The sequence below is a fragment of the Streptomyces sp. NPDC043427 genome (assembly GCF_056436655.1).
Genome location: NZ_JBWKCC010000012.1, coordinates 166821 through 192679, shown reverse-complemented (window position 1 = coordinate 192679; position 25859 = coordinate 166821). Strand labels below are relative to the sequence as shown.

At 72.0% G+C, this 25859-nt stretch carries 21 protein-coding genes; 8 read left to right on the top strand and 13 right to left on the bottom strand.

Going from position 1 to position 25859, the window contains the following annotated elements; genetic code table 11:
* Position 1: 1 nt before the first annotated feature.
* The 8 genes from AC067M_RS21170 to AC067M_RS21135 form a co-directional block, all read right to left on the bottom strand.
* Entirely contained in the window at positions 2 to 1180 is a 1179-nt protein-coding gene (locus tag AC067M_RS21170; protein ID WP_478698550.1) for an AAA family ATPase, read from the bottom strand.
* Positions 1177 to 3024, bottom strand: coding sequence for an ATP-binding protein (locus AC067M_RS21165; RefSeq protein ID WP_478698549.1), 1848 nt, complete (start codon positions 3022 to 3024; stop codon positions 1177 to 1179). The genes AC067M_RS21170 and AC067M_RS21165 overlap by 4 nt, the downstream gene beginning before the upstream one ends.
* A complete protein-coding gene (locus AC067M_RS21160) occupies positions 3021 to 3953 on the bottom strand; it encodes a hypothetical protein (protein ID WP_478698548.1) in 933 nt (310 codons plus the stop codon). Before AC067M_RS21160 ends, AC067M_RS21165 begins: the two co-directional genes overlap by 4 nt.
* Entirely contained in the window at positions 3901 to 5172 is a 1272-nt protein-coding gene (locus tag AC067M_RS21155) for a JAB N-terminal domain-containing protein (RefSeq protein ID WP_478698547.1), read from the bottom strand. Before AC067M_RS21155 ends, AC067M_RS21160 begins: the two co-directional genes overlap by 53 nt.
* Complete coding sequence (locus AC067M_RS21150) at positions 5162 to 6931, bottom strand: hypothetical protein (protein WP_478698546.1); 1770 nt, start codon at positions 6929 to 6931, stop codon at positions 5162 to 5164. The genes AC067M_RS21155 and AC067M_RS21150 overlap by 11 nt, the downstream gene beginning before the upstream one ends.
* On the bottom strand, positions 6928 to 7989 hold the full coding sequence (locus tag AC067M_RS21145) for a HesA/MoeB/ThiF family protein (protein WP_478698545.1): 1062 nt from the start codon (positions 7987 to 7989) through the stop codon (positions 6928 to 6930). The genes AC067M_RS21150 and AC067M_RS21145 overlap by 4 nt, the downstream gene beginning before the upstream one ends.
* Positions 7989 to 8831, bottom strand: a complete 843-nt coding sequence (locus AC067M_RS21140; protein ID WP_478698544.1) for a hypothetical protein — start codon at positions 8829 to 8831, stop codon at positions 7989 to 7991. Before AC067M_RS21140 ends, AC067M_RS21145 begins: the two co-directional genes overlap by 1 nt.
* 425 nt (positions 8832 to 9256) lie before the next feature.
* Positions 9257 to 10156 carry a CHAT domain-containing protein gene (locus tag AC067M_RS21135; RefSeq protein WP_478698543.1) on the bottom strand — a complete coding sequence of 300 codons (900 nt, stop codon included), beginning with the start codon at positions 10154 to 10156 and terminating at the stop codon, positions 9257 to 9259.
* 259 nt (positions 10157 to 10415) lie between these two features.
* Between AC067M_RS21135 and AC067M_RS21130 the strand changes: the two genes are divergently transcribed.
* The 6 genes from AC067M_RS21130 to AC067M_RS21105 all read left to right on the top strand — a co-directional run bounded on the left by AC067M_RS21130 (position 10416) and on the right by AC067M_RS21105 (position 17663).
* Complete coding sequence (locus tag AC067M_RS21130) at positions 10416 to 12713, top strand: serine/threonine-protein kinase (protein WP_478698542.1); 2298 nt, start codon at positions 10416 to 10418, stop codon at positions 12711 to 12713.
* Positions 12710 to 14599 (top strand): hypothetical protein, encoded by a 1890-nt coding sequence (locus AC067M_RS21125; RefSeq protein ID WP_478698541.1) that lies wholly within the window; start codon positions 12710 to 12712, stop codon positions 14597 to 14599. Before AC067M_RS21130 ends, AC067M_RS21125 begins: the two co-directional genes overlap by 4 nt.
* 217 nt (positions 14600 to 14816) lie before the next feature.
* Positions 14817 to 16163, top strand: coding sequence for a hypothetical protein (locus AC067M_RS21120; protein ID WP_478698540.1), 1347 nt, complete (start codon positions 14817 to 14819; stop codon positions 16161 to 16163).
* On the top strand, positions 16160 to 16813 hold the full coding sequence (locus tag AC067M_RS21115; protein WP_478698539.1) for a hypothetical protein: 654 nt from the start codon (positions 16160 to 16162) through the stop codon (positions 16811 to 16813). Before AC067M_RS21120 ends, AC067M_RS21115 begins: the two co-directional genes overlap by 4 nt.
* Before the next feature lie 14 nt (positions 16814 to 16827).
* Positions 16828 to 16995: a hypothetical protein gene (locus AC067M_RS21110; RefSeq protein ID WP_478698538.1), complete on the top strand. Its 168-nt coding sequence runs from the start codon at positions 16828 to 16830 to the stop codon at positions 16993 to 16995.
* Complete coding sequence (locus AC067M_RS21105) at positions 16992 to 17663, top strand: hypothetical protein (RefSeq protein WP_478698537.1); 672 nt, start codon at positions 16992 to 16994, stop codon at positions 17661 to 17663. The genes AC067M_RS21110 and AC067M_RS21105 overlap by 4 nt, the downstream gene beginning before the upstream one ends.
* 17 nt (positions 17664 to 17680) lie before the next feature.
* On the opposite strand, the gene AC067M_RS21100 is transcribed toward AC067M_RS21105, so the two are convergent.
* Complete coding sequence (locus AC067M_RS21100; protein ID WP_478698536.1) at positions 17681 to 18238, bottom strand: glycoside hydrolase family 25 protein; 558 nt, start codon at positions 18236 to 18238, stop codon at positions 17681 to 17683.
* Positions 18239 to 18489: 251 nt separating this feature from the next.
* On the opposite strand from AC067M_RS21100, the gene AC067M_RS21095 reads away from it, so the two are divergent.
* Positions 18490 to 19518, top strand: a complete 1029-nt coding sequence (locus AC067M_RS21095; RefSeq protein ID WP_478698535.1) for a polyprenyl synthetase family protein — start codon at positions 18490 to 18492, stop codon at positions 19516 to 19518.
* A 29-nt stretch (positions 19519 to 19547) separates the two neighbouring features.
* Here AC067M_RS21095 and AC067M_RS21090 read toward each other — a convergent pair whose 3' ends face one another.
* Positions 19548 to 20219 carry an FMN-dependent NADH-azoreductase gene (locus AC067M_RS21090; protein ID WP_478698534.1) on the bottom strand — a complete coding sequence of 224 codons (672 nt, stop codon included), beginning with the start codon at positions 20217 to 20219 and terminating at the stop codon, positions 19548 to 19550.
* Between the two features lie 129 nt (positions 20220 to 20348).
* Here AC067M_RS21090 and AC067M_RS21085 point away from each other — a divergent pair, with 129 nt between their 5' ends.
* Positions 20349 to 21278, top strand: coding sequence for a LysR family transcriptional regulator (locus AC067M_RS21085; protein WP_478698533.1), 930 nt, complete (start codon positions 20349 to 20351; stop codon positions 21276 to 21278).
* Between the two features lie 3 nt (positions 21279 to 21281).
* Here the strand turns inward: AC067M_RS21085 and AC067M_RS21080 are convergent, their stop codons facing one another.
* Genes AC067M_RS21080 through AC067M_RS21070 form a run of 3 tightly spaced genes read right to left on the bottom strand, consistent with a single transcriptional unit; the run spans position 21282 to position 25469 of the window.
* Entirely contained in the window at positions 21282 to 21689 is a 408-nt protein-coding gene (locus AC067M_RS21080) for a nuclear transport factor 2 family protein (protein ID WP_478698532.1), read from the bottom strand.
* Between the two features lie 10 nt (positions 21690 to 21699).
* On the bottom strand, positions 21700 to 22638 hold the full coding sequence (locus tag AC067M_RS21075) for an NAD-dependent epimerase/dehydratase family protein (RefSeq protein ID WP_478698531.1): 939 nt from the start codon (positions 22636 to 22638) through the stop codon (positions 21700 to 21702).
* Positions 22632 to 25469, bottom strand: coding sequence for an alpha/beta fold hydrolase (locus AC067M_RS21070; protein ID WP_478698530.1), 2838 nt, complete (start codon positions 25467 to 25469; stop codon positions 22632 to 22634). The genes AC067M_RS21075 and AC067M_RS21070 overlap by 7 nt, the downstream gene beginning before the upstream one ends.
* Positions 25470 to 25859 lie beyond the last annotated feature (390 nt).

Genomic DNA, 25859 nt, shown 5'->3' with positions numbered 1-25859 from the left:
CTCAACGCGGAAGGAACTCGAGCGTGTCGGTGATGATGGTGCTCAGTTCGTGGTACGCGGCCTCGTCCCGCGGATGCTGCCCCTCCAGTTGAAGTCGCAGGGTGTTGAGACCGCGCAGTGTCGCCTCCGTGGCGGAGGCCGAGGGGGACGAGCCCAGCTGGCGGAACAACACCCGGGCGTCCGTGATCAGTTGGCGTGGAGGGCGCTCCGGCGGGCGTCTGGGGCCTTCGGTCCCGGCGAACCGGCTCACGGCCTCCGCGACCACCGGCTCGTGCACCGGATCCGACCAGAAGTGGCGCAGCGGCCACAGGTCGCCGGGCACGGCCCGTACCCGCTCGTCGAGCATCGCCGCGGCCGCCACCAGCCGGGTGCCGCGGATGATCCGGCGGTCCGACAGGGTGACCCCCTGCCCGAGCAGCTCGCGGATCAGCGCCTGGTAGGCGGTGCTCGCCCCGCTCAGGTCGACCCGGGACACCTGACGGCCGAGCCGGTCCAGGGATTCCTTGTCGACATAGGTCTGGCCGTCGGCCCGCTGCGCCGCATCGGGTGGCGGTGGTGCGAAGTGAGCCGCGAGCAGCTCCTCGAGGCGGCTCTCCGCCACGGGCGCCACATGCAGCCGCAGCAGGAACCGGTCCGCGAAGGCCAGCAGGGACGGGTCGCGGGGCAGCGCGTTGGAGGCTCCGATGAGACTGATCAGCGGCACCGGGACGGTGCCCCCGCCGTGCCGGAACAGCCGCTCGTTCATCACCGTCAGCAGGGTGTTGAGGATCGGGCTGCCGCACTGGAACACCTCGTCCAGGAACACGATCGACGCCTCGGGGAGCATGTTCTCGGTGCGCACCTCGTGGCGGCCGTCGCGGAAGGCGGCCACGTCCATCGGGCCGAACAGCTCGGCGGGCTCGGTGAAACGGGTGAGCAGCCGGATGAAGGGGTGCGTGCCGAGACCGGCCGCGAACCGGGACACCAGATCGGTCTTGCCGGTGCCGGGCGGGCCCAGCAGCAGCACGTGCTCCTGGGCGACGACCGCGACCTCCAGCAGCTCCAGCGCCTGCCGACGGCCCGTGAAGTGCCGCTGCACACTGCGGCCGAGGGCGCGCAGCGTACGGATGGCCCGCAGGTCGTACGTGTCCCAGCCGGACTGCGCCGGACCGGCTCCGCCGTCGGCGGGGGGCGCCGTCACTGCTGCGCCTTCTGCTGACGGCGCTCGTGCTGGATGCGGCCGACCAGCTTGCCCATCTGCAGCGCGGTCGGCGGGTTGCCGTGCAGCTTCTCCTCGACGGAGGCGTCCCGCATCAGGGAGCGCAGTTCGTCGCCGTTCCAGAGGTCGGTCGCGCCGCTGATCAGTTCCACCAGTTCGTCCTCGAGTTCCACGTGGTAGCGGTGGGCGTGATGGCGCAGGATCTGACGCCGGGCGGCCAGGCCGGGCAGCTCGATGTGGATGCTGCGGAACCGGCTGGGCCGCTGGAGGGCCTTGTCGATCACGTCGATGCGGTTGGTGGTGCCGATGACCAGCATCTGCACCTCGGGACGGAAGCCGTCCATCTCGGTGAGGATCTGCGCCACCACGCTGTTGCCGACCCGGGAGCCGCCGTCCTGACGGGCACTGCGCTCCATGGCGATCGCGTCGAACTCGTCGAAGACGATGACCGAGGGGGCGCTGCGCCGGCCGGCGGCGAACACCTCGCGCACCATCCGCTCGCTCTCGCCGACGTACATGTTCAGCACCTCGGGACCGGAGACGACCTGGATGGTCGCGTCCATGATGTTGGCGATCGCCTTGGCGAAGAGTGTCTTGCCGGTGCCGGGCTCGCCGTGCAGGATGAAGCCCCGCGGCACGAGCTCGCCGCGCACCTTCTCCAGTTCGGCGGGCAGCTGACGGGCGCCGGTGACCAGGGACAGCGCCTGCTTGATCTCCTTCTTGACGTCCTCGTAGCCGCCGATGTCCTCGAGCGTGACGTCGGGCACCTCGAAACTCGTGGACTGCTGCGCCTTGAAGGAGCGCAGGGTGGCCCGCAGCTCCCGGACGGTGGGCCGGCGGCCGTCCGGCCTGCTCTCCGTGTGCACTTGGCGGGCGTAACGCATCGCCTGACGCATCCGCACCGGGTTGAGACCGGCCACGTGCTTGTGGAAGTCCCGCGCCTGGAAATCCTCGAAACAGGCCGCCTCGTCCGCGGTGACCAGTGCGACGCCCAGCGGGGTCCTCGGGGCGTCCGGCCGGTGCGGCACCGGCACCGTGGCCGGGACTCCGGTGATGGAGACCCGGACGCTGAACCGCTCGGCCAGCACGTGCGGCAGGGGCAGCGAGCTGTCCGCGAAGGCGAGGACGAGCCGGTCCGGGTACTCGTACAGCAGCTCCACGAGCTCCCTGGCCTCGGCGTGCCGCCCCAGGTCCTGGCCGCCGCACAGCAGGTCGAGGTGGGGCAGGACGACGACGTCGCTCTCCTTCAGGTGTTGCAGCAGGGACCGCAGCTGGGTCAGCCGGTCCACGCGGGTGTTCGCCTCCGTGTGGAGGGTCTGCGCCATCCCGGACAGTACGGCCAGCTCCTGCCCGGCCGGGGGTTCCCCGACGGCCGCGGCCGCCGCGTCCTGCGGTGCCTCCAGCAGCACCGGGCGCAGCCGGGCCAGACCGGTCATCTCGTTCAACAGGTGGGTGACGACCAGCTTCTCGGTCACGACGAGGACCGGGAGGCCGTTGCGCAGCAGCGAGGCCACGAGCTCGATGTGCTCCCAGTAGGCGGACCGTACCGCCTGACCGTCCTTCAGCTCGGCCGGGTGCTCCGCCGTCCGGTCCGGCACCGTCTCGGACGGCCCCGCCCCGGACTCCGCCCGGCCCTCCACCACGCACTCCGGCGCGAACCGTTCCCACGGCAGGTCGTACAGCTCCTTCGCGACCTCCTCCAGGAGCCGGTAACGGCCGGAGGCCAGCACCTCGCGCAGCGTCAGCGTCGGTGGTGCCCCCAGCAGCTCGCCGCGCTCGGCCTCGGAGCGGGCCACCACCTTCACCTCGTAGGGATCGTCGCTCACCTGGCCGCCAATCGAATCAGTTCCGCACGGGCCCGCACGCCCCGGTGGACGGTGCACAGCTCCAAGGCGTCGTCGTAGCCCCGCAGCAGCGGCCGGGCACGCAGCTCCGCGAGGTGGAGATGAGTGAGGACCGCCAGCGGCCGCCACCACTCGGCGAGCGCCTCGGCCTCGTCCACAGCCCGGCCCTCCCCGGTGTCCCGCTCGTCCGGGCCGGGCGGCACGGGCCCGACGGCCGCCAGCACGGCGGTGGCGTGCCCGGTACGGCGGCGCAGCCGCGGCCCGTGGTGCAGCAGCGCCGTCTCGTACACGTCGAGGACCCACTGCCGTTCCTCGGCGGTGTACCGGCGGCGTTCCAGCAGCCCTGCCCGCCAGCGCGCGGTGCGCGGGTCGTCCGGCGGCGGGGCGAGGGCGGTGGTGGCGCTCGCGCGGCCCTCCGGGTGACCCAGCAACCGGTCCAGGACCTGCTCGGCGGCCGTCTCGGCACCGGGCGCGGACGCGGGCGTGCTCAGCAGCCCGGTCAGCGGGGAATGGCGCAGCAACTCCTCGCACAGCGGGCCGCCGGGCGCGAGCGCCGGGTCACCGCACGAGCGGATCCGGCGCACCAGACCGTGCCGGGCCAGCAGATCCGCCACGGAGGCGGGCGCGGACACGTCCAGGGCCATCGCCGCCACCTCCGGGGTGTGACGCAGGGCCACGGCGGTGGCGAGCAGCAGCGCGCCGAGCCCGGCGGGCCCTTCGTCGCCCAGCGGCGGGTCGGACCACCGCAGCCGGGCCGCCGTCACCGCCGCCAGCCGCTCCACCCCCGCCACCGGGTCGCCGTCGTCGCCCGGCCAAGGGTCGGCGGCGCCGGACACGGACGGCGGGAGGCCGGCGCGGTCAACGGCGGCCCAGCGAAGGACGCGTAAGACGGTAAGGGGCAGTGTCGTCATCCCGGCTCCACAGGGGGCACGCTTCCATGGAGTTCTCGGAGCGGCTGTAGCAGCGCACGACGCGGCGGCCGCCCGAGATGTTGATCAGTGCGGCGACCTGCCAGGGGCGGCGGAAGGTGGCCCGGTGCAGTTCGACGTCGGTGCGGGACAGTCCCATTCCGCCGACCGCCGAGAAGAGATGGGTGTGGTACCAGCCGAGCAGCTGGTCCTCGGGATGACGCTCCTCCATGACCCGGCTCATGGTGCGGAACGAGTCCCCCGTGAACGTGAAGTGCATGTGCGAGGCCCCGGAGTGCTCCGCCGGCAGCACGTGTTCGACGATCACCACATGACCGTCCGCGCCGTCCGGCCTGCGGTACACCTTGCCGAGGAGGAAGCCGCCCTCCTCGACGTCGAGCGACAGCGGCAGGTCGCGCTCCAGCAGCCGCTGGACCTGCGGCGTCAGCAGGACGGTCACCGGCCGCCTCTCCAGGTCGTGCGGCAGCCCCGCCCCGTGCGTGTCGGACGAGCTGATCCGCGGTGCCTCCGGCTCCTCCACCCGCCGCACGCCGAACGACAGCCGCGAGGAACGAGTGACGTCCACGTCACCGGTGCCCGTCACGATCGGCGGCAGCCGGGACGCGTCGCGGCCTTCGAGCAGTTCGCGGCGCCGACGGCGTTCGTAGGCGTCGTAGGCCTCGTAGCGGTCGTATGAGTCGTAGCGGTCGTACGGGTCAGGGGCGTCGTAGTGGTCGAAGTCCCCGTAGGCCCCGCGCGACCCGTGGACACGCAGGTCGCGGCCAGTCGCCGCGTCGCGCTGGGCGATGGAGTCGACGCGGAACGACCAACGCGGTTCGCCGGGGTCGAGGGTGCGGGCCAGCGCCGCGAGCACCGGACCCAGCAACCCGGTCACGGAGTGCGGCTGCTGGTACAGCACCCGGTCGCCGATGTGCGCCAGCACCGTCAGATGGCCGAAGTCGGGGCGCAGGTTGACGATCTCGGGCGGCCCCTCGTACCGGCCTGGGCCCTCGATGTCGTGGAAGAGCAGCACGAAACCGAACTCCGGATCCCGTGCGTACTCCCGCAGTTCGTCGGCCAGCACCGCCTCCAGCAGGGGCACCAGGCCCAGCCGCCGGGCGACGCGCGCGGTGCCCTCGCCCCGGTACAGCTCGACCTGCGGCTCACGGCCCAGCTCCAGACCCGGACCCGGCCACCTGTGTGAGCCGCCGTCAGGTGTCATCGCCGACCACGTTCGCTTTCCTGAGCCGCAGGGCCCGCACCCGCAGGCTCATGGCGTCCCCGTCCGGATTCTCCCGCGGCGGCGCCGACGGCACACCGCCGATCTCCCTGATCATCGCCTCCCCCTTCTCGGAGGCGGCCCACCGCGCCGCGCGCGCGTTGAACCACCCCTCGCCACCGTCATTGTGGGAGCGGACGTCGTAGGTGCGGTAGCCCGCGATGTCGACCAGCATCTGACACAGCCTCCCGAAGTCCATCGTCGGCCGGTACGCCCGGTTCAACTGTCCCAGACACACCAGTCCGTCCGGGGCGTCCTGGGCCTCCGGCGGCCATTCGGGTGGCCTCTCGGGGCCCAGGATGTTGGGGTGGAACACCGGGGTCTGCCACACGGCCAGCGGCGCGCCGTACGGGAACTTCGGACCCAGCAGGATCGTCACCGTGTGCACGTTCTGGGGCACCGGGGGCGAACCGGGGGGCGCGCCCTCGGGCGGGGGGCGGAAACCGGGCGCATCGAAGGAGATGTCGTAGACCGTCGGGAACTCCGGGTCGTCCATGTGGTCGATCCGGAAGAAGTCCGTGTGCTGCTGCGCGTACCGCAGGATCTCCCTCTTCACCCGCAGGATCGCCCGGATCCGCTCCTGGGGCGCGCCCGCGCCGGCGGTGCTCTCGGGTGACACGCGCAGGGTGTCGCCGTCCCGCACGCCCGAGTCGTACAACGTCTGCGAAAGAGGATCGAGCTCCACCCAGGCGCCGTCGGGCAGCAACCGGTCGACGACGGTTCGCCGCCGCCGCGCGAGCCGGTCCCGGTACGCGCCCTCGCCGTGGCCCAGCACCGCCGCCGCGATGTCGTGGCCCGTGGTGATCGAGGGGACGCTGTCCAGGCTGTACGGCTGCGTGTCGGGGCCCTGCGCGCGCAACTCGTGGAACAGATAGGGGCGGTGCCCGTGCACCTGTTGGAGGAGTTCGAGGTCCGAGGGGGCGCCGAGATCCACCAGGGCGCGCCGCAGGATCTCGACGCGCTTGGCGGACAGAGGCTCCTCCAGCAGCATCGCGACCTGGCCGACCTCGGCGTTCCCGTTGTTGCTGACGAAGAGCAGCTGGGCCGCGGGCTCCTCGCGCTGGACGGTCTGGATGAACTGCACATGGTGGCTGCCGGCGACGAACACCAGCGTGTGGTGATCGGTGGGGGGTTGGGGCTCAGGGGCCGGTGCCGGCACCTCCTGCGGATGGGGCCGCACGGTGTACGGCGGCGGGGCGGGGTGCTCGTTGCCCATCGGCGAGGCCGGGCCCGGGCCCGTGGGAGGGGTGGGCGGCCCGGGGTGCGGCGGAGAGTAGTAGGCAGGGGCCCACGGGCCGCCCGGTACGTGGTGGGGCTGCTGGTAGGGCGGCGGGGCCATCGCGTGCATGCCGTACTGCCCGTACCCGGGGGGCCCGTAGCCACCGTGCGGAGGCCCGGGCGGCGGGGATGTCTGGGCCGCCGCGGCCGCCGCCCGCTCACCGACCTCGATGTGCAGGATCCGCTGGAGCACCTTGTTGTCCGGGAACTGCGGTTGGATCTGGCGCAGCAGCCTGAACTCGCCGTCGGGGTGCGCCCCTTCGGTCAGCAACTGCCGCAGGTTGGACCAGAACTGCTGGGGGGAGACCTGGAAGTTCAGCCGTTGCACCGGGAACCCCAGCGCCTGGAGGTGGATACGGGCCTCCTCCAGGCTCACCGCTCTCTCGAGCACCGCGTACAGCTCGTCCCGCAGGTCTTCTCTCATCGGATCCCCCCGTCTCCGGCCAACTCCAGATACCGCAGTCCGCTTCCGTCCCGGCGCGTCACGGCCAGCAGCTCCCCGGGAGCCACTCCGATCTCGCGCAGGGTGGCCTCCGGTGGCGCGGCGCGCAGCCGGAACGCCGCGGGCAGCGCGTTCGGCGGCTCGTCCGCCGCCCGGAAACCGGCCCAGCCCAGCGGCTCCTCGTCCGGGTCCGCGTGGGCGAGCAGTTCGCTCACGCGGGCCTCGTGGCCGAAGGGCAGTCGCCGGACGTCGTCTTCCTCGATGCGCTCGTGCAGGGGGCAGTCCTCTCCTGGCGTGTGCATGGAGCCCGCGCGGGACACGGGCACCGCGGAGCCGTACGTGTCGATCCGCAGCGGCAGCGGCTCCACCGGCAGACCGAGCAGCAGCCGTACGGCGTGACCGGCGAGCCACGATCCGACCAGGAACGACACCGGGGCGCTCGCGCCGACCGGCATCCCGGGGGCGAGCGGCGCGGCGCACGACCAGGGGTTGTCCGCCACGGCCAGCTCATCCGTCGGTGTTCCGCAGGCCCAGCAGCGGCCGCCGGGAGGGAAGTAGGCGACCTGGCCACCCCAGTCGTGGGTGCCGCCGTCGAGCATGCCGACGCCCACCAGGTTGCAGCGGGAGGCGAGTTCGATCCGTGCGGCCCGGCTGTCGAGGCAGCTGACGACGAGTCCGGCGGCGCGCAGTTCGCCCAGGCCGACGCCGGAGAGCAGGGAAGCGGTGCGGGCCTCGGCGCGCACCTCCGGTGCCAGGCGGGCGAGCGCGGCCGCGGCCACCTGTGCCTTGGAGCGGCCCACGTCGTCGGGGCGGAACAGCGGGCAGCGGCTGAGGTTGCTGGGCGCCACGACGTCGGGATCGCACAGCAGCAGCCGGCCCACACCGGCCAGGGCGAGGGCCTGGGCGACGACGTTGCCGAGCGCGCCCACGCCGAGCACGGCCACGGTCGCCGAGCCCAGTCGGTCCTGCTCCCAGCCGGGGACCAGCGCGTGGCGGGCGTAGCGCGACTCCTCCGGGGGAGCGGGTGTCGTGTCGGTCATCAGCCGCCGCCCCCTCCCACACACGGATCGGTGTCGTTGTGGGCCCGCCAGTTGTCGTAGCAGAGATTTCCCCGTTCCGGATCGCGGTGAATCGCGCCCATGCAGTACGGGCGGTGCGGGGAGCAGGTGCAGTGGATCACGAGGTCTCCGGGGCGGAGCGTCATGTCGCAGACCCAGCAGGTGAACCGGGTGGGCGGCCGTCCCCCGACGCCCGCGTGCAGGCCGAGCAGCGCGTGCCCGGGCGCCAGCCGTACCGGATGCTTGTCGCCGGAGGGCGGGTTGCTCTCGTCGAGCCCGCGGTGGAAGTCCGCCGCCAGGCGCGAGGTGTGCGTGTCCAGAGTGCCGGCGTTTCCGCAGCCCAGCAGTCTGCCGCGGTGACGCAGCGTGTACGTGCCGTCGGCGGGGTCCCGGTCCACCACGACCTCCTCGCCGAGCCGGAAGGTGTGGTGGCACTCGGGACACGTCTGCCCGGCCTCGCCCAGCCCGATCAACAGACGGTCCGTCACGACCGTCGCCCCGTCCTCCGGTTGATCGCCCCCCACGCCGGAGTCCGCATCACCCGCGCCGCCCGCGAGCCCGAGCTCGAACTCGATCGCCGCCCGACTGCGCCCCTCCGCCCCACCCTCGGGCCGAGCCCGCCTCCGGTGCGAGGCCCAGTCGACGCCACCCCAGCCACCGGCCCCCAAGCCGGGGCCGGTCCAGTCGCCTTGCGCGGTGTGGGCGTCGGTGTGGGCGTGGTCGGTGCCGGGTGCGGGTGGGGTGGTGTGGGGCGGGTCGGGGTGGGCTGTGGGCGGGGTGGTGGGTGTCCGGTCCGGGTTGGCTGTGGGTGGGGCCGTGTGCACCCGATCGGCGTTAGCCGCCGGGGGGTTGGCAGGGCCACCCGGGCCGACTGCTCCCTGCGGGGCGGTAGGGCTGTACCGGTCGCCTGCTCCGTGTACGACGGTCGGCCTCCGGGGCTCGGTCGGCCCGGGTGCGTCGGCCGGTCGCCGGGTTTCGGCCCATTCGGGCGCGTCGGCTGGTCTTCGCGCCTCGACCGGTTCGCCGGCGGCGGTGTCCGGCTGGCCGGTGTCGCCCGCGCTGCGCGCTCCCGCCTCGCGAAGCGAGACATCACCGTCGAGTGGCGGTCGGCTCCTGCCGGCGGCGGAACAGGGGCCGTCGGCCGGCGGTAAAGCCCCGTCCGGCACCGGCGAAGCCCCGTCGGACGGCGGTAACGCCCCCTCGGGCGCAGAGCAAGCCCCGTCGGGCACGGGCAACGGCGCAGGTTCGGTCACGGCAACGCCCCCCCGCCCCGGCGGCCCCGCACGATCCGCAGGCCCTGGGAGTCGCCGGCTGTCATGGTGACCTGGGCGGCGCCGAGCGCGAAGGCGTCCGGGATCTGTCTGCCTCGGCGCAGGGCCTCGTAGAAGACGCGGCTGAAGGCGCGACCGTCGCGGTCGCGGAGCGGGACGGTCGCGCCGATGGAGAAGTCGGCGCAGGAGCGGAAGTCCTCCAGGTCGCGCCCGAGGTGACAGCTCGTCAGGACGAGGCAGCGCACTCCGCCGACCGCCGCGAGCGCCTCCGCCAGCCAGCCGGTCCGCACCGGGGCCATGCTTCCGCCGGGCCCCTCCATCAGCAGGTTCCCGTTGGGCGAGCCGTGCCCGGCGTAGTGCAGGACGTCCGGGCGCTCGGCGTCCAGGGCCGACACGACACCGTCGTTGCGGGCCGCCGCCCGTAGCCGTAACTCGATGCGGCGCGAGCCGGCCCCCGCGACCGCCTCCTGGACCTCGTCGAACTCCGCGCCCAGAGCCAGCCGTCGCTCCGTGCGCGGGCCGGACATCAGGAACAACACGGTCGCCGGATCGGGGAGCCCACCTGCGGCACCGGCGCTTTCGACGGCCCCGGAGCAGCCGTCGCAGCGCCTCGCGAGGAACGCCTTCAGGGTCTTGTCCGCATGCTCCGCCAGCACGGCTTCCAGCAGTTTCCCAAGGTCGAACGGAAAGGCGCCGTGCTCGGTCAGCCGACAGACGTGGTACCACCGCACGAGGGGCGTGCCCTGGTCGGGAACCCGGGACAGGCTGCCCCCGAGCGGCTCCAGCAGCACACGTGTCTCCGCGGGGCCGGGATACAGCTCGGCCAGGAGGCCCACGATGCCCTCCCGTTGCAGCTCGGCGGCCGTGAACTCCCCCACGCCCCCCACCCCCTCTTGGACCCCGTGACGGTTTCGGGACTCTACTCGGCCACGTGCCGGGGCCGGACCGCTCCGGGACAGCTTGGCACACGACATCACGCCAAGTAACTGTTCCTGCACAAAACGTCTCCTTCGTGGTTCCGTTTGTGGTAGAGCTTTGCCCCTGCACGTACTGCGGGGCGCGTCGACTTGGGGGGAGGTCGTGGCGTTGACTGAGGAGTTTCGCGGTGAACGACCCGCAGAGCCACGAGGGCAGCGGGTGAACATCGCTATCGTTCCGGAGTCCGGTGAGGGCTCCGAATTCGTCTGCGACGGCTGGCACATGGCCCGTTTCCGCCACTATGTGACGGGACGTCAGCTCGTTGTCAAGTCGGCCCGGCGCGGCACCGATGTGGCGGCGCTGGAGCGGGAGTTCGACAACACCGCCGTGCTGGTCCGCCTGTTCCACCGCGACCGGGTGCCGAGGCAGCTCGCCCACGTGGTCGCCCGGGACGACACCAGCCCGACGGGTCCCCGGCTGCTGCTGGCCCTGCGCGGCCGCAGGCTCGCCGACTGGACGTCCCCGGACGCGCTGCACGGCAACAAGCTCGAAGGCGCCGTGCGCGACCTGTTCACCGGTGTCGCCGCGCTGCACCGCTGCGGGTTGGTCCACGGGCGGCTGTCCCCGGAGTACCTGTGGTGGGACGGGGACGGCCTCCAACTGTCCGGCCTGGACACGGCCGTCCGGGCCAACCGGCTCCTGCCCGCACGGCCCGTCACCGCCTGGGACCCGCCGGAGTTCGGGCACGGCCGTACCGCGGACGAGCAGGACGACGTGCACAGCGCGGCACTGCTCGCCTTCTGGATGGCGACCGGCCAGACGGTGCCCCCGGGCAGCAGCCGCAGCGCGCTGCGGGACCTCGTGGACCCGCACGAGGAGTGGATCCGGGACCTGATGCTGCGGATCTTCTCCCACACCGGACCGGCACAGCTGCCGCCCCGGCTGCCCAGGGCCTGGGAGGTCCAGGAGTGGCTTGAGCCCCAACCGCCGCCCGGACAGCGGCTGTGGCAGGAGCGGCTGGACCGGAACCTGGAGCGCGCGCAGGAACTGGCCCGCAAGGACTTCGCCCAGCTCCGCGCCCAGCAGCGGTCGGTGCGTCAGGTCAGACGGCAGCGTGAGGAGGAGGCCGCCCGCCGGGAACGCGAACGCCGGGACCGGGCGGCCGCAGCGGCCGCCCGGGCCGCCGCCGACGAGGCCGCGGCCGCCTACGGCGGCCCCCCGCCCGGGCCCGTCCCCGGCGGCCGCCGGGGACTGCGGGCCACCCTGCTGTCCTGGTTAGGGGTGGAGACCCCACCCGAGCCGAGCCCGCCACGGCCCTCGCGCGCGGCGCCGTTCGTGGCCCCTCCCGCACGGGAGCCGGAGCGGCTGACGGTGGAGTGCCCCGTCTGCCTGAACGTCCTCGACTGGGACAGCCTGCGGCGCGGCCAGTACGAGGACACGCGGGCCCCTGCGCTGCGCGGTGAACCGGACGAGCCCGCGACCGGACCGGCCCCGGCCGGCGGGCGCGCCGCCCAGGCCGCCCAGGAGGCGCGCTCCTACCGCGTCTGTCCGGGCAACACCGCCATCAACGAGCACCACATCCCCGAGCGCTACCCCTCCTACGGCACCCCGGTCCGCATCGGCCTCGTGGGCGAGTCCGCCACCGGCAAGTCGCACCTCCTCGCCGCGATGATCCACCAGGTGATGGACGCGGGGCTGGCCCAGCGGTACGGCATCAAGGTGCAGCCGCTGGACCAACGGCAGTACAACGAGTACCGGGCCAGAACCATCGATCCGCTGATGCGGGAACGCCGTGAACTGCGCGCCACCCCCGGGGGCGAGGCCCTGCACTTCGCCGTCGGGCTGATCGTCACCGATCTGAACTCCGGCCGCCGGCACACGGTCGTCTTCTTCGACATCGCGGGCGAGCGTCTCCAGCGGCACGGCCCGGAGGTCGACTTCCTCGGCGGGCTCAACGCCCTGCTGTGCGTGGTCGACCCGAAAACGGTTCCTGGGCTGCGGCGTATGAGCCGACGCGGGTCCGCGCAGGGCGAGGACCGGGCGGTGGCGGCCGTACGCGCGCGGCTCAAGACGCAGCGGATCGCCACCGACGATCCTTTGCTGAATCTGCCGTGCGCGCTGGTGGTCTCCAAGTCGGACACCCTGAGGCACCTGCGGCTCGCGGAGGCCGAGCCCTGGCTGCCCGGGGGCGACGAACCCGAGGACGACCTCGCGAGCGTCGAACGCGAGAGCGAGGACGTGTACGCGCTGCTGGCGGCCCGCGGCGGCCGTCGTGCCCTTGACCTGGTCCAGGAGTGCGAGGACGCCACGCTCCACCTGGCCTCCGCCACCGGCACCGCATCCTTCGAGGTGAGAAGGAAGGGCGAGAAGCCCGAGAGGTACTTCGGCGACGGCTTCGGCCAGCACCGCGTCCTCGCCCCCCTGCTCTCGCTGCTCGCGATGAAGGGTGTACTCACCGGGCCGGGCGCCTACCTCGGCCTGCACCGGGACGCTCGTCACGGGGGGTCCGGGACATGAGCCTGCCCGCCCTCTCCGGCCCCAGGGCGTTCGCCGACCTCACCGTCTACCGGTGGTCGGAACTCTCCCTCACCGGCGGGAACGGCGTGGGCCCGGTGGCCACGTCACTGAGCGACGCGGACCTCGGCCGCTGGGACCGCCGCCTCGCCGCGCTCGTCTGGGCGGCCCAGAGCTCCACCCGGCCCGGCTACATGTACCTGACGTACGACGACGAGGCGGCCGTCCTGCGCAAGGTCTCCGTCCAGGACGCCCACGGCCGCAGCGGATCCACGCTGACCCACGTCCTGACCGGGCCGGTCGCAGAGGTGGACCTGGCGCTCGCGCTGACCCTGTGCCGCAGCGACTGGAACTGGCTGCCGCCCGGGGGCCTCGACGGGACGCAGAGTCACCTGCCGCCGGTGCCGCTGAACCGGCTGCGGCCCCATCTCGAGCCCGACGGCGCCGCGTTGGAGAAGGCGGCGGCCGAGGTGCCGGAGGCGCTGCTCGCCCCCGTCGCGGCCGCGGTGCTGTCCGCTCCCACCGATCCCGTGACGATCGTCGGGTCGCGGGTCCCGGGGGAGGTGGTGATCCAGGCGCTGAGCGGGGTGCTCGGCCTGCTGACGGCGGGCGAGTGGACCTTCGCTACCAGCGAGGAGAGCGACTCGGCCCCGGGGCTGCCGCGGTTCGTCTTCCTCGACCGGGAGCGCGGCCCCCTGCACCAGGGGAACTCCCGGCTGCTGGTGCGCGCCGACGTGGTGGAGGACATGGGCGGGGCGGACGCCTCGGTCGAGCGTGCCGCCCGGCTCGTGCGCTTGCACCGCAGGCGCGGCCCCGAGGCCATCGCCCGGCTGAGACCGAGAGAGCCGCTGCGCAGCGGGCAGGAGGCACGCGCCTGGCAGGACGAGCACCAGACCTCCACCGGCATGGTCAAGGACGTCGCCGGCATGCTGCTCGACGCGGTGCAGGGCCGTCTGGAGCCCGACGAGGTCGCCTTCCTGAGCCGACGGGCGAGCGCCCCCCAGGTGGAGACGCACCTGCGGCGGGTGAAGCCGCAGGAACTGGAGACGCTGGTACGGGACTGGTCGCCGCACCGCCAGGACCTGCGGGAACTGTCCATCGTCCGGGACACCCTGCACACCGAGGTACTGCGCCGTGTGCTGCGGGCCAGGACCGACCCGGGCTCCCACACGGCCGCCGAGACCAGCTCCGGCCTGGTGTCCGCCCTGAGGTCGGCGCTTCCCCGCGGGGATCTGCTGCGCGAGCGGCTCGACTTCGAGCTGGAGCTGGCCCGCCGCCGAGGCCTGCGGGTCGACATCCTCGGCGTCCTGCTGGTCGCCCGCAGTGCCGGGCTGCCCGAGACCGCCCTGGTCGAGGAGGTGCGCCGGTTCGCCCAGGCCGACCTGCCCGTCGAGGTCCTGCTGGCGCAGGTGGACCGCATCACGGCGACGGACCCTTCGCTGGGCCGGGAGCTCCTCCAGATCTGCTACCGGCGACGGGCCCGCCGCGCCGACAAGTACCGGATCGCGTCCGTCCTCGGCGACCACCGCTTCCTGGCGAGCGCCGTGCAGACCATGTCCGACGGACAGCCCGGCCTGGCCGTCAAGTACTACAAGTGGCTCCTGTACTGCCTCACCGGCGCTCAGACCGTCCAGCGCAGGGACGTCCAGGACGTCCTGGTCCTCGCCGGCCATCCGCCGCCGGCGGCGCTGCTCAAGGCGCTGCGGGAGAACGGGACCAAGTACGCCGTCCAGGCCGTCGACGCCATCGCGGCCAGCGAGTACTTCCGGCAGAACCTGTCTCCGCGACAGCGCCCCTCCGAACCACCGGACCACTCGACTCCCGCATTCCGGCCCGGCGAGCCGCGGGGCTCGTCGCACCATGACGAACCCGACCGGCGCCACGACTGACCGACGGCGTCACCACGCCGACCCGAGTCCCGAACCGGAACCACGACCAGACGCACGAACCGGAACCACGACCGGGCTCACGAATCCGGAACCACGACCGGGCTCACGAACCGGAATCACGACCGGGCTCACGAAACCGGACCCACGAACGGGCTCACGAAACCGGACTCGGGAAACCGGACTCAGGAACCGGAGTCACGAAAACGAAAGGCACACGGTGACCACGAACACAGTCCCGCCGCAGCCGCCCGGGGCGGCGGCCCCGCCGAGCGCGACACCGGAACTGCGCGCGGCGGGAGCGCAGTTGGCGAAGCTCGCCCTGCGATCCCCCAGCGTCACCGGTCGCGTGGTGCTGAAACGGGTGGCCGACGACGCCGTCGCCGGCGGCCGCGCCCTCATCGGCCTCGACCTCATCCGCGTCTACCCGCCGCACCTGCTGGTGCCCGACGCCCCGCAACCGGGCCGACAGATCCTGGGCTGGCTGGGCGTGATCCGGGACGTGTGCGTCTTCGCGCCGATCGTCGTGACCTGGCTCTCGCTGTACTCCGCGCTCAAGCAGTACAAGGAGGGCGCCAACTTCCTCACGCTGTGGGCCGACGACTTCGGCGGGACCGCCGTGCTGTTGGTCGTGGCGCTCATATTGGTGGTGGTGACCCTCACCGTCGCCCTGCACTGGCTGCGCCTGCAGGCCCAGCAGCGTTCCTCCCGCGCCGAGTTACGCCGGTCGGTGGGCGAACAACTGGCACTGATCACCTTCGAGCTGTCGACGACGACCGGCGCCCAGGCGGCGGCCGTACCCACCGGTCGACTCGTCCGCGCCGCCGGAGAGATCAGCGGCGCCACCGACCGGCTCACCCTGATCCTGCACGAGGCCACCGAGCGGTTGGGCAAGATCTTCGACCCCGGCCCGGAATCCGGCTTCACCAAGGCGCTGGAGGGCTGGACGTCGTCGGCCGGCGCCCTGGAACGGATGGGCAGGTCCCTGACCGTTCCGCACCAGCTCATCCAGGAGTTCGCCGCGATGCGCAAGTCCCTCAGCGCGGACGAGGAGGCCACCCGCCGTGCCCTCGCGGAGCTGCTCGCCGAACTGAACGAGGCGACCGAGACCTCCCGGGACTCCGACCAGGCGCATGTGCGGGTGGCCGAGGTGGTCCTGGAGGGGACCCGACAGGTCCGCGAGGCCATGCTGGTGTTCGTCGAGCGCACCCAGAAGCTGGACATGTACCTGGCCGCCATGGAGAACACGATCTACCGGCTCGACCCCAACTGGACGCCCCCACCGTCGGCGGGACCCACCTCGGGGCCCTCCGGGTTCTACGACCCGATGGGCGACGACGCCTTCGACCACCTGCACGAACACGACGAGGGCAGGACCGCGCCCGCGGCGGGCCGGGACCCCGCCGACGCCCGCATGACGGCCGAGGAGCCCGACCCGGAGCCCACGGAGTGGCCGGAGCGGGACCCGGCCCAGGACCCTGCCCCCGACCCCACGACAGGCGTCGGCCGAGGCGAACGGGGCTCCTCGGACACCGACCAGTGGTACGGCGACGGGAGCGGCCAGTGAGCGCTCCGGCCGGGCGCGCCTGGGAGGAGTCGTACGAGGACCACGAAGGCGGTCAGGGGGAGGGCGACGCGTGGCCGGAGCCCGAGGAACGCTCGGCGACCGCCCCCCGCCACCTCGCCGGCTGGCTCTTCGCGGACCTCTTCCTCGTGCTGTTCGTCCTGGTCCTGGGGCTGCTGCCGCCCGCACCCCCCGAGAAGAAGGAACCGCCGACGCGCCCCACCGGCTCCGCGCCCGCGTCGGACGCGCCGGGCGGGAAGGCGGTGGCCGGCGGCATCGATCCGAAGTACCACACGGTCGGTGTCGCCCTCTCCTCGCAGTCCACCGCCCGCGCCGGGCAGCGCAAGGCACTCACGTCCGCCGACGCCGCCAAGGTCACCGCCGCCGTGGCGAAGGAGGTCGCCCGCAGTGGCAAGGGCCGCAAGGTCGGCATGCTGATCACCTTCGGCGGCGCCCCCCACTTCGAGGAGAACGCCCGCATCCTGGCCCGCCACACCAACGCGGCCCTGCTGAAGAAGGCGCCGACGCTGTTCTGCGGCGGGAACGTCGGCACCCGCCCCTTCTGGGACGGCGACCCCCTGGGCGACAACAGCCGCCACTACGACGCGGTGCGAGTCGACGTGTACTACACCAACTCCTGCACAGAGGACTGAAGGGAAGGTCGCGCATGGCACCCGAGGAACAGCCGGAGGCGGGCAGCATCAGGCTCAACGCCGACAACGAGGTGGAGCGGTACGACGGCACCCGCTGGCAGCGGTACGAGCAACTCCCCGACGACGGCTCGGACCACCTGTTCCGGGGTGAGGACCCGGACGCGGAGCCGGAACGGACGTGAGCTCACCCGTCGCCGGTGAGCAGCCCCTCGACCAGCCCTACGACCAGCCGGTCTCCGGTGCCGCGCAGGCTGCCGTCGCCGACATGCGGGCCACGGCCCGCTGGTCCGTCGCGACCACCGGCGCCGTCGGCGGACTGCTCCTGGGCGGCTTCCCGCTGACGGCCGTCGGGAAGATCCACGGCACGGCCGACGTCCTGCTCGCCGTCGGCGGGCTCGTCGTGGCGGTGGCCGGGGTGGCCTGGGCGCTGTGGTCGACCGGCGAGGTCCTGACGCCCCGGTTCGCCACGCTGCGGTCGCTCGCCGGCCCCGCGCTGGCCGACCTCCGGGCGGAGATCGACGCGGCGCCCGAGACCTTCTTCGGCCCCTTCGGCCGTACCGTCGGCCAACTGGAGGCCGCCTGCCGCGAGCACACCGATGTCGCGGTGAGGCTCGCGGCCCTGCTCGCCCGGGAACGCGACGAGGAGCGACGCGCCGGACTCTCCCGGGGCCTGGCCGACGCCCGCGCCAACGCCGCCCACGCGACCGCGCGCCGCCGGGCCCTGCTGGAACTCGTCCACGCCTGGCAGGTGCGCCGGGCCCTGCGCAGGGCCCGGATCCACACCCTGCTCGCCTCGGTCGTCGTCGTCACGGGCGCGGTGCTCTTCCTCCTGGCGACGGACGGCGGCTGACGGACCCCGTACGACGGTCAGCTCACCTTTGCCCACGCACGCAGCGCCTCCTCGCTCGCGAAGTCGGCCACGTTCTTGTCGTGCGGCTCGTCGGTGTACTGGTGGAAGCGCCACTTCGCCTTGATACGGGGCTTGCCCGCGCCGACGTAGTCGGCGATCCACAGGCCGTCGCCCGCGTACGAGGTGTCGTCGACGTTCAGCCAGTAGTGCCGGTTGCAGTAGAGCACCACCCGGTTCCTCGGCCGCAGTTGCTTCAGCTTCCGGATGAAGCGGTCCTTCTCCGCGTTGCTCGCGTGCGTCCCCTCGCCGGTCGTCTCCCAGTCGACGGCGAGGATGTCGCCCGCACGCTCGGGGGCCTTGCCGACGAAGTACTCCGCCTGGGCCGTGATGTCGCCCGGCCACAGGAAGTGGTAGAAGCCGACGACCAGACCGGCGTCCCGGCCCGTCTTCGTCTGGGCGGCGAGTCTGGGGTTCACGTACGACCGCCCCTCCGTCGCCTTGATGAAGACGAAGGAGAGGCCGTCGGTGCCGTAGTGGGAGGACTGGTACGAACTGACGTCTATACCGCGCAACATGGGGGGCTCCCAAGCGTGAGGGGAGGGTCGGGAGTTGAAGCGGCTGCCCACCATCGCACGATCCCAGTGGTGGGCGGCTAGTACACGGCGACCGTCTGCGGGACCTCTCCTGCAGGTTGCTGCCACAGATGCGCTGCCCGTGTCCGATTGCGGACAAACGTGCGGGAATGCCTGTCGCCGTACGGGGACACGTTCCTACGCTCCGGTGTGGAAAGCCGTCGGCCGAGGGCCACGACTCGAAGGGGAAGTGGATGTCCGCGCTGACTGCGAGGGTGCGAGGCCGGTCGATCATCACGCGGCTCGCCGTACGGGACCGAGCCTGGGAACGTCGCATGCAGCGGGGTCTGGAGGAAGTGGAGACCCGGCTCCATGAGTGCGTGCGTGAGGCGGACGACCCGCGCCTGTCCGAGGTCGTCGGCCATCTGATCGCGGCCGGCGGCAAGCGTTTGCGGCCGCTGCTCACCCTGCTCGGCGCGGAGTTCGGCACTCCGAGGGCCGTGGGCGTCGTCGAGGCGGCCGTGGTCGCCGAACTCATCCACACCGCCTCGCTCCACCACGACGACGTCATGGACGAGGCCCTCATCCGCCACGGTGTGACCAGTGTCAACGCCCGCTGGGGCAACACCGTCGCGGTCAGGTCGGGCAACTGGCTGCTCGCCAAGGCCGCCCAGCTGTCGGCCGGACTGACCTCCGAGGCGGTCCCGGTCCAGGCAGAGGCCTCGGAACGTCTCGTCCAGGGCCAGTTGCGGGAACTCGTCGGCCCGGCTCTCCCCGAGGAGCGCCTGCCCCACTACTTCGATGTGATCGCCGACAAGTCGGCGTCCCTGCTCTCCCTCTCCCTGCGGCTCGGCGCGGCCCAGGCCGGCGCACCCGCCCACGTGGGTGAGGCGCTCGCGGAGTACGGCGAGCACCTCGGCGTGGCCTTCCAGATATCCGACGACCTGATCGACATCGCCTCGCCGTCCGCGGACCTCGGCAAGGAGCAGGGCAAAGACCTCGCGGTCGGAGTGGCCGGCCTTCCTGTCCTGCTGGTGCTCGACGACGCGTGGCCCGGCGACGACGAACTGCGCGCCCTGCTGTCCGACCCCGGTGGGTTACGGGGTGAGCGGCACCTCAGGGCGCTCGCCCTGCTCCAGCGGTCCGAAGCCATGGGACGGGCCGGCAGCATCATGGACGAGCGGCTCGCCAGGGCGCGTTCCGCGCTGGCCACGCTGCCGTCGGGCCCGCCGCGGCGGGCTCTCGACGCGCTCTGCGACTTCGTGGCCACCCGGACCGCATAGCTCCAGGGGCGGCCCAGGACGTCGACGGGTCAGCCGCGCGCGATCTCGCGGGCGCGCTCCACCGCCAGCTTGAGGGAGCCGACAGCGGTCTTCCGGTAGGAGGCCAGCTCGGGAACGAAGCCGGACTTCGTCATCTCGGCGTGCAGGAAGTGCAGTTCGTCGGCGAGTCCCACCATGCGGAACGCGGCCCGCAGATAGGGCTCCTGGAAATCGTCCCCGTGGCGCGGCGAACCCGGTCCGTAGCTCCCCCCGCGCGCCGTCGCCACCACGGTCCGCCGCCCGGACAGGGGGCCCTTGCCGGTCTGCGAGTCCACGATCAGCGGCGGGACGGCGACCCGGTCGAACCACGCCTTGAAGGTGGAGGGGACGGAGAAGTTGTACATCGGCAGCGAGATCAGCAGCACGTCACAGGCGAGGAGTTCGTCGATCAGCTCCCAGCTGTGCCGCCAGCTCTCGCGCTCCTTGGCGGTCCGAGCCGCCTGGCGCGCCTCGTCCAGATCGACCGTGCCCGCCGTCTCGAGCCGGGTGACCACCTCGATCTGCGCCGCGTCGACATGGCGTACGGGCGTGGCGGCCAGGTCACGATGGATGTGCCTGCCTTCCGGGTGGGCCGAGCGCCAGGCCACCGCGAACTCCGCCGAAATCTGCCGGGAGACGGATTCGGGGCGGGCACTGCAGTCGAGGTGGAGCAAAGTGGGCATGCCGGGCGACCTCTCTTCGACGGGACGGAGGTGTGCGGGTAGCTCATTCAATCGGTCAACTCGCCCAAGAGTCCCCTCGCTTGGCGTAAAAGTCGGTGACGGCCGACGTTAAGGGAACAGACGGTACGAATGGTGCTTGGCATACGGAAACTGGTGCTGCTGCGGGAGGTGCAGGCGCGCGGGTCGATCGCCGCGGCGGCCGAGGCCCTCAACTACACGCGCTCGGCGGTGTCGCAGCAGCTGTCCGCGCTGGAGGCGGAGACCGGTACCGCGTTGCTGGACCGGCGCAGCAGGCGAGCCGCTCTGACCGCGGCCGGGCGGCTCCTCGTCGAGCACACCGAGCGCATCCTCGCCGGTCTGGAGACGGCGGAGGCCGACCTGATCGCCGCGACCGGCCGGGTCCGCGGAGAGCTCCGGGTGGGCGTGCCGTTCCACGACGGCCCCGCCCTGCTGATCCCCGCGCTGACCCGGGTCCGCGAGGCACATCCCGAGCTCAGGATCACTCTGCGGGGTCTCCCCGCGGGCAACTGCCGGGAGGCGGTCCGGCTCGGACAGGTCGACCTGGTCCTCGCGGTCGGCTATGACCGGGTACCCGAACCACCGATCCCGGGGCTGTACGAGGAGCAGGTGATCGAGGACCAGGTACGTCTCGTCATCGCTCCCGAGGGAGCGGCCCCCGGCGACTGGAGCCGCGGGCCGCTGCCGGACACCCTCGCCGGCTACGCCGACTGCCCCTGGGCCCTCGATCCGGACTCCGGGCTCGGCAGACTCACCCTGCACGCCTGTGCCGCGGCGGGCTTCGCCCCCGACGTGGTGGCCCGGACTCCCGACCTGCAGGCCACCCTGGGCCTGGTCTCCCTGGGCTGGGGGGTCTCCCTGATGCCTGATCTGGTCCCCGACCGGCCCGGCTACCCGGTGCGCAGGGTCACCCTCGACGGCCCCCCGCTGACCCGGCACGTGTCCCTCGTCGTGCGCCGGGGCGCCCTGTCGAGTCCCGCCGTCTCGGCCGTCCTCTCGGAGGTCGGCCGACAGTCGAAGGACTCGCTCAGGCCGTCGTGACGGTCAGCTCTCGATGAGCCGGTGGAAGAGGACGGTGTCGAAGATGTCCTCCATGACGGCGGCCTTCCCCTCGCGCAGCGTCCATGAGTGGACGAACTTCAACCGCTCGGTGTGGCCGCGCACCGACGTCACGTGGCGTACGCCGAACACCACGACACGGTCGCCCGACTCGACGAACTCGTGCGGTTCGAGCCGCATCCCGTTCAGGACGGTGGGCACCCGGGCCAGGAACCCCCTGACACCGGCGTGGCCGTGCGCGGTCCCGCCCAGGTCGTAGGTGGACATGCCGTCGGGGTGGACCCAGCGCACGTCCGGCGCGAGGACGTCGAGGAGGGCGTCCGGGTCCCGGCGGTGGAAGGCGTCGTAAGCGGCCCGGACGAGTTCGAGGTTGGGCGAGTCGGACACGGACATCGGGGTCTCCTCAGGGGTGGGCGGGCCGGCGGACGTGCTGGGGGAAGTGGGTTTCGAGGGTGCGGCTGATGCCGTCCTGCCAGGAGACGGCGCAGGGGCCGGTCAGCGTACGGCGTCGCGTCGGGTCGAAGTGGTAGGTCTCCCGGGTGATCCCGCTCGGGAGCAACGTGGCTTCCACGCCCGTCAGCTCGGACATGAACCGCACGCAGTCGGTGATCCCGACCGCTTCGTCGCCGCCCCAGTTGACCAGCGTCGCCGGGGTCGCCGCCGCTCGCCACAAATGAGGAACCTGGGCGACGAGGTCGTCGGTGTACAGCAACGAGCACCAGTTCTGGCCGGTCAGCGGCACGGGAATCGCCTCGCCCGCGAGCATCCGCCTGAAGTACAGCGTCGGCACACCGCCGTAACCGCCGGGACCGTACGCGATGTTGAGCCGGGCGATCGTCGTGGGCAGGCCGAGCACCTGGCTGAAGGCGCGCACCGCACCCTCGGTCGCGATCTTTCCGACGGGGTAGGCGGGCAGCCAGTCGGCGACCCCGTCCACCGGGTCGTCCTCGGTGTACGCGTGGTCGAGGGACTGCCGCGCGTACAGGGCGCCGGTGGAGACGTACAGGAACGCCTCGGCGGTGCGGCAGTGTGTCATGAGGCGGCCGGTCGCCACCGCGTTGACCTCGGTGGTCGTGTTGAAGTCCCCGTCTTCGCCCCGGCGCACGGCTGAGTGGATGACGTGGGTGAAGTCCTCGGGCAGGCCCTTGAGCGTGTCGGGGGAGAGGTCCTCCATGTCCCAGTGCCATGTGGTGATGGACTTCTCGTTGAGCTCCTGTTCGACGCCGGGGGTGCCGAACCTGCCGAGACACCAGACGTCGTTGTGCTCGGCGAGTGCTTCCGCCACCGGCCGGGCGACCTGTCCGGTACCGCCGGTGACCAGGATCTTCTTTCCGGTCAGCATGATCTCTCCGTCGCTGTCGTGGTGTCGGCGGTGCGGCCGGCGGTGCGGTCGGCGTCGGCCAGGGCGCGGTCGAGCTCGCGGCGCAGGATCGCTTGGAAGGACGGCACGTGCTGGGGGCTCATCAGCGTGTAGTGCTCGCCGGGCACCTCGATGTAGCGGTTGGGCCCGGTGGTGTGCTCGTCCCAGCGGCGCAGCTCGTTGTTGAGCCAGTCCTCCTTGGTTCCGCGCAGGGGGATCGCGTAGAAGACGTTCATCGACGGCACCGTTCCGCTCGGCCGGTAGGAGCGACCCAGGTCGGTCAGTGAGTTGGCGAGCTCCGCCCAGTTCCCGAACTTCTCGTGGTCCAGGTCGAGTTCGGCCAGCCGTTCGCGCGGGGCGAGATCCATGAGGCGGGCGACCTGCTCCTCCGCGGGCAGATGGCGGAGCCGGCCGGGCAGTTCCAGGGCCTGCTCGCGGTCGATGAGGGCCAGGAAGAACGCCAGGTTGACCGCGGTCTCGGCGAAGTCGAGTTCGTCCATGCGGTACTTGATGTTCGGCGGCAGGTTGAAACTGCCGACGAAGTCGACGCGCTCGCCCTGGGCGCGCAGCGCCTTGGCCATTTCGAAGGCCACGGCGCCACCGTAGGAGTAGCCGGCGAGTGCGTAGGGGCCGTGCGGTTGCCGTGCGCGGACGGCGTCCACATAGCAGTCGACCATCTGCTCGAAGGTGACGAAGGGCTTCTCGCCCTCGTTGAATCCGCGAGCGCGCAGGGCGTAGAACGGCCGGTCGCCCACGAAGTACTTGGCCAGGTTGACGAAGACGAGGACCTCGCCGACGCCGGGGTGGACGCAGAACAGGGGAGTCTTGGTGCCGCTGGTCTGCATCGGCACGATCGGGTCGTAGGGGCGGGTGCCGGGCGCGGCCTGTTCGGTGAGCCGCGTGGCGAGTGCGCGAACCGTGGGAGCCCTGAGCACGGTGATGATCTCCAGGCCGGTGACGCCGAGACGCCCGGCCACCTTGCTGCGCAGGCGGAGGATGTCGAGCGAGGTACCGCCGAGATCGAAGAAGTTGGCGCGGGCGCTGACCGAGCCGGGATCGGTGTCGAGGATCTCGGCGAAGATCTCGCACAGCACCCGCTCGGTGTCGCTCTCGGGCGCGATGTAACCGCCCAGCATGCGCACCGTGAGGTCGGCGACGGCACGCTTCTGGGTGTCGTACGCGCCCGCTTCGAGGCGTCGGCGCATCAGAGCGCGCTGGATCTTGCCGAGGCTGGTCTTGGGGAAGGCGTCCTTCGGCAGGGGCAGGATGAGGGAGGGCCGGAAGCCCCAGTGCATCACGACGCTGCTGCGTACGGCGGAGAGCACCTGGTGCAGCGCGACCTCGTCGTCATCGGGGACCTCCGGGTGAAAGGCGATCACCAGTTCCTCGGTGTCGGCGCCCGCCGAGCGGGTCGGGAAGGCGGCCACGTAGGACCCGGTGACGCCGGGCAGTTGTTCTATGGAGGTCTCGATCTCATGGCTGAAGTAGTTGACGCCGTTGACGATGATGCTGTCCTTGCTGCGGCCGACCAGAGAGAGCCGTCCGGCGTCGATCCGGCCCAGGTCCCCGCTGCGGAACCAGCCGTCGGCGGTGAACGCGTCCGCGGTGGCCGTGGGGTTGTTGTAATAGCCGCGGGTGACCATGGGGCCGCTGAGCTGGAGTTCGCCCACCTCGCCCGCGGGCAGCTCACGGTCGTCGCTGTCGGCGACCCGGATGCGCAGGCCGCGCACCGGGGTGCCCAGGGAGGCGAACTCGCTGCCCCGGTCCACCTCCGGGAAGGCCTTGCGGGAGTACACGCTGCCGGCGCAGGTCTCGGTCATCCCGAAGGCGGGCCACAGCGCGTCGGGGGCCAGTCCGTAGGGTGCGAAGTGGTCGAGGAAGGCCTCGCCGGTGGTGCGGACCACGGCCTCGCCGCCGCTGATGATGTGCCGCAGCCGGGTCAGGTCGAGGTGCTCCCCGCTGTCGCGCAGCTGCTCCGCCGCCGAACTCAGCTGGCTCAGAAGGAAGTTGGGTGTGAAGGTCATGGTCACGCCGTGCCGGGAGGCGAGCCGTAGGAACTCCAGCGGCTCACCCAGGACCACCGGGGGTTCCACATGCAGCTGGCGGCTGCCGGTCGACAGTGGGAGCAGATGGCATTCGAGGAGGGCGGCCACATGGTCGAAGGAGACCCAGTTCAGGGTGGTGTCCTCGGCGGTGAGCCGGTGGTGGCCGTTCTTCCCCGCCATGGAGGCCAGCAGATTGGCGTGGCTGAGCACAACGGCCTTGGAGTTCCCGGTCGAGCCCGAGGTCAGCACGAGCAGCGCGGTGTCCGCGGGCGCGGCGGTGTACGGCTCGGCGCGTTCCTCGGTGTACAGACGGTCGAGCGGGGCGACCGCGAGCCCGTCCACCGGCGGCAGTTCCCTGCTCAGGGATTCGCTGGTGATCACCAGGGGGCGGTCGAGCAGGGTGTTGACGTGGGTCAGCTGGGCAGCCCATCGCTCGGGGTCGCCGCGCAGCGGCACCATGGGGCACGGCACGAAGCCGCCGAGCACCGAGGCCCAGAACGCGGTGAGGAACTCCCTGGGCCGCTCCAGGATCAGGACGACCTTGTCCTGTGGGCGCAGGCCCTGGGCGCGCAGTCCGGACAGCACCCGCAGGGCGTCGTCGAGGAGCTCCGGGTGGCTCTGGTCCTGGAATGCGGCGGCGGCGCCTCCGAGGCAGTAGCGGATGCCGGAGTCGGAGTGGTGCTGTGCGGCGTGCAGGAGAAGGTCGGTGATGCTCTGCTGAGGTGGGGTGTTCACGTTGGTCTCCATTCCTGATGGCGCGTCGGGCATGGGGGCCCGCGCGTCGACGAGGTGCGAACTGGGACGTGCCGTGAGCGGGGCGTGCGTGACGCGCCCCCGGGGAGCGCGACTGCGGGTACACGGGGATGGCCTGAGGCGACCGAAATTGCCCGGCTGTTCGACAGTAATTCCCACAGGCATTACGAAAAGGCCGGAATTTCGGGTGCTATGTGACGCGCGGCGCCGACCTGGGCAGGAATACGTTGTCTGCCCGGTATTTTCTGGTCGGTGGTGTGTGTGCACGAAGCGTGGTCACGCCGGAAACATAGGGGGGACTATGCCCGCCCTGTGGGACGACTGGCCGCTAGCGGCCAGTCGCATCACGTACAGTGAAAGTTACGCTGCGGTAACATCATGAAAAGGGAAGATGAGCTGCCGCTT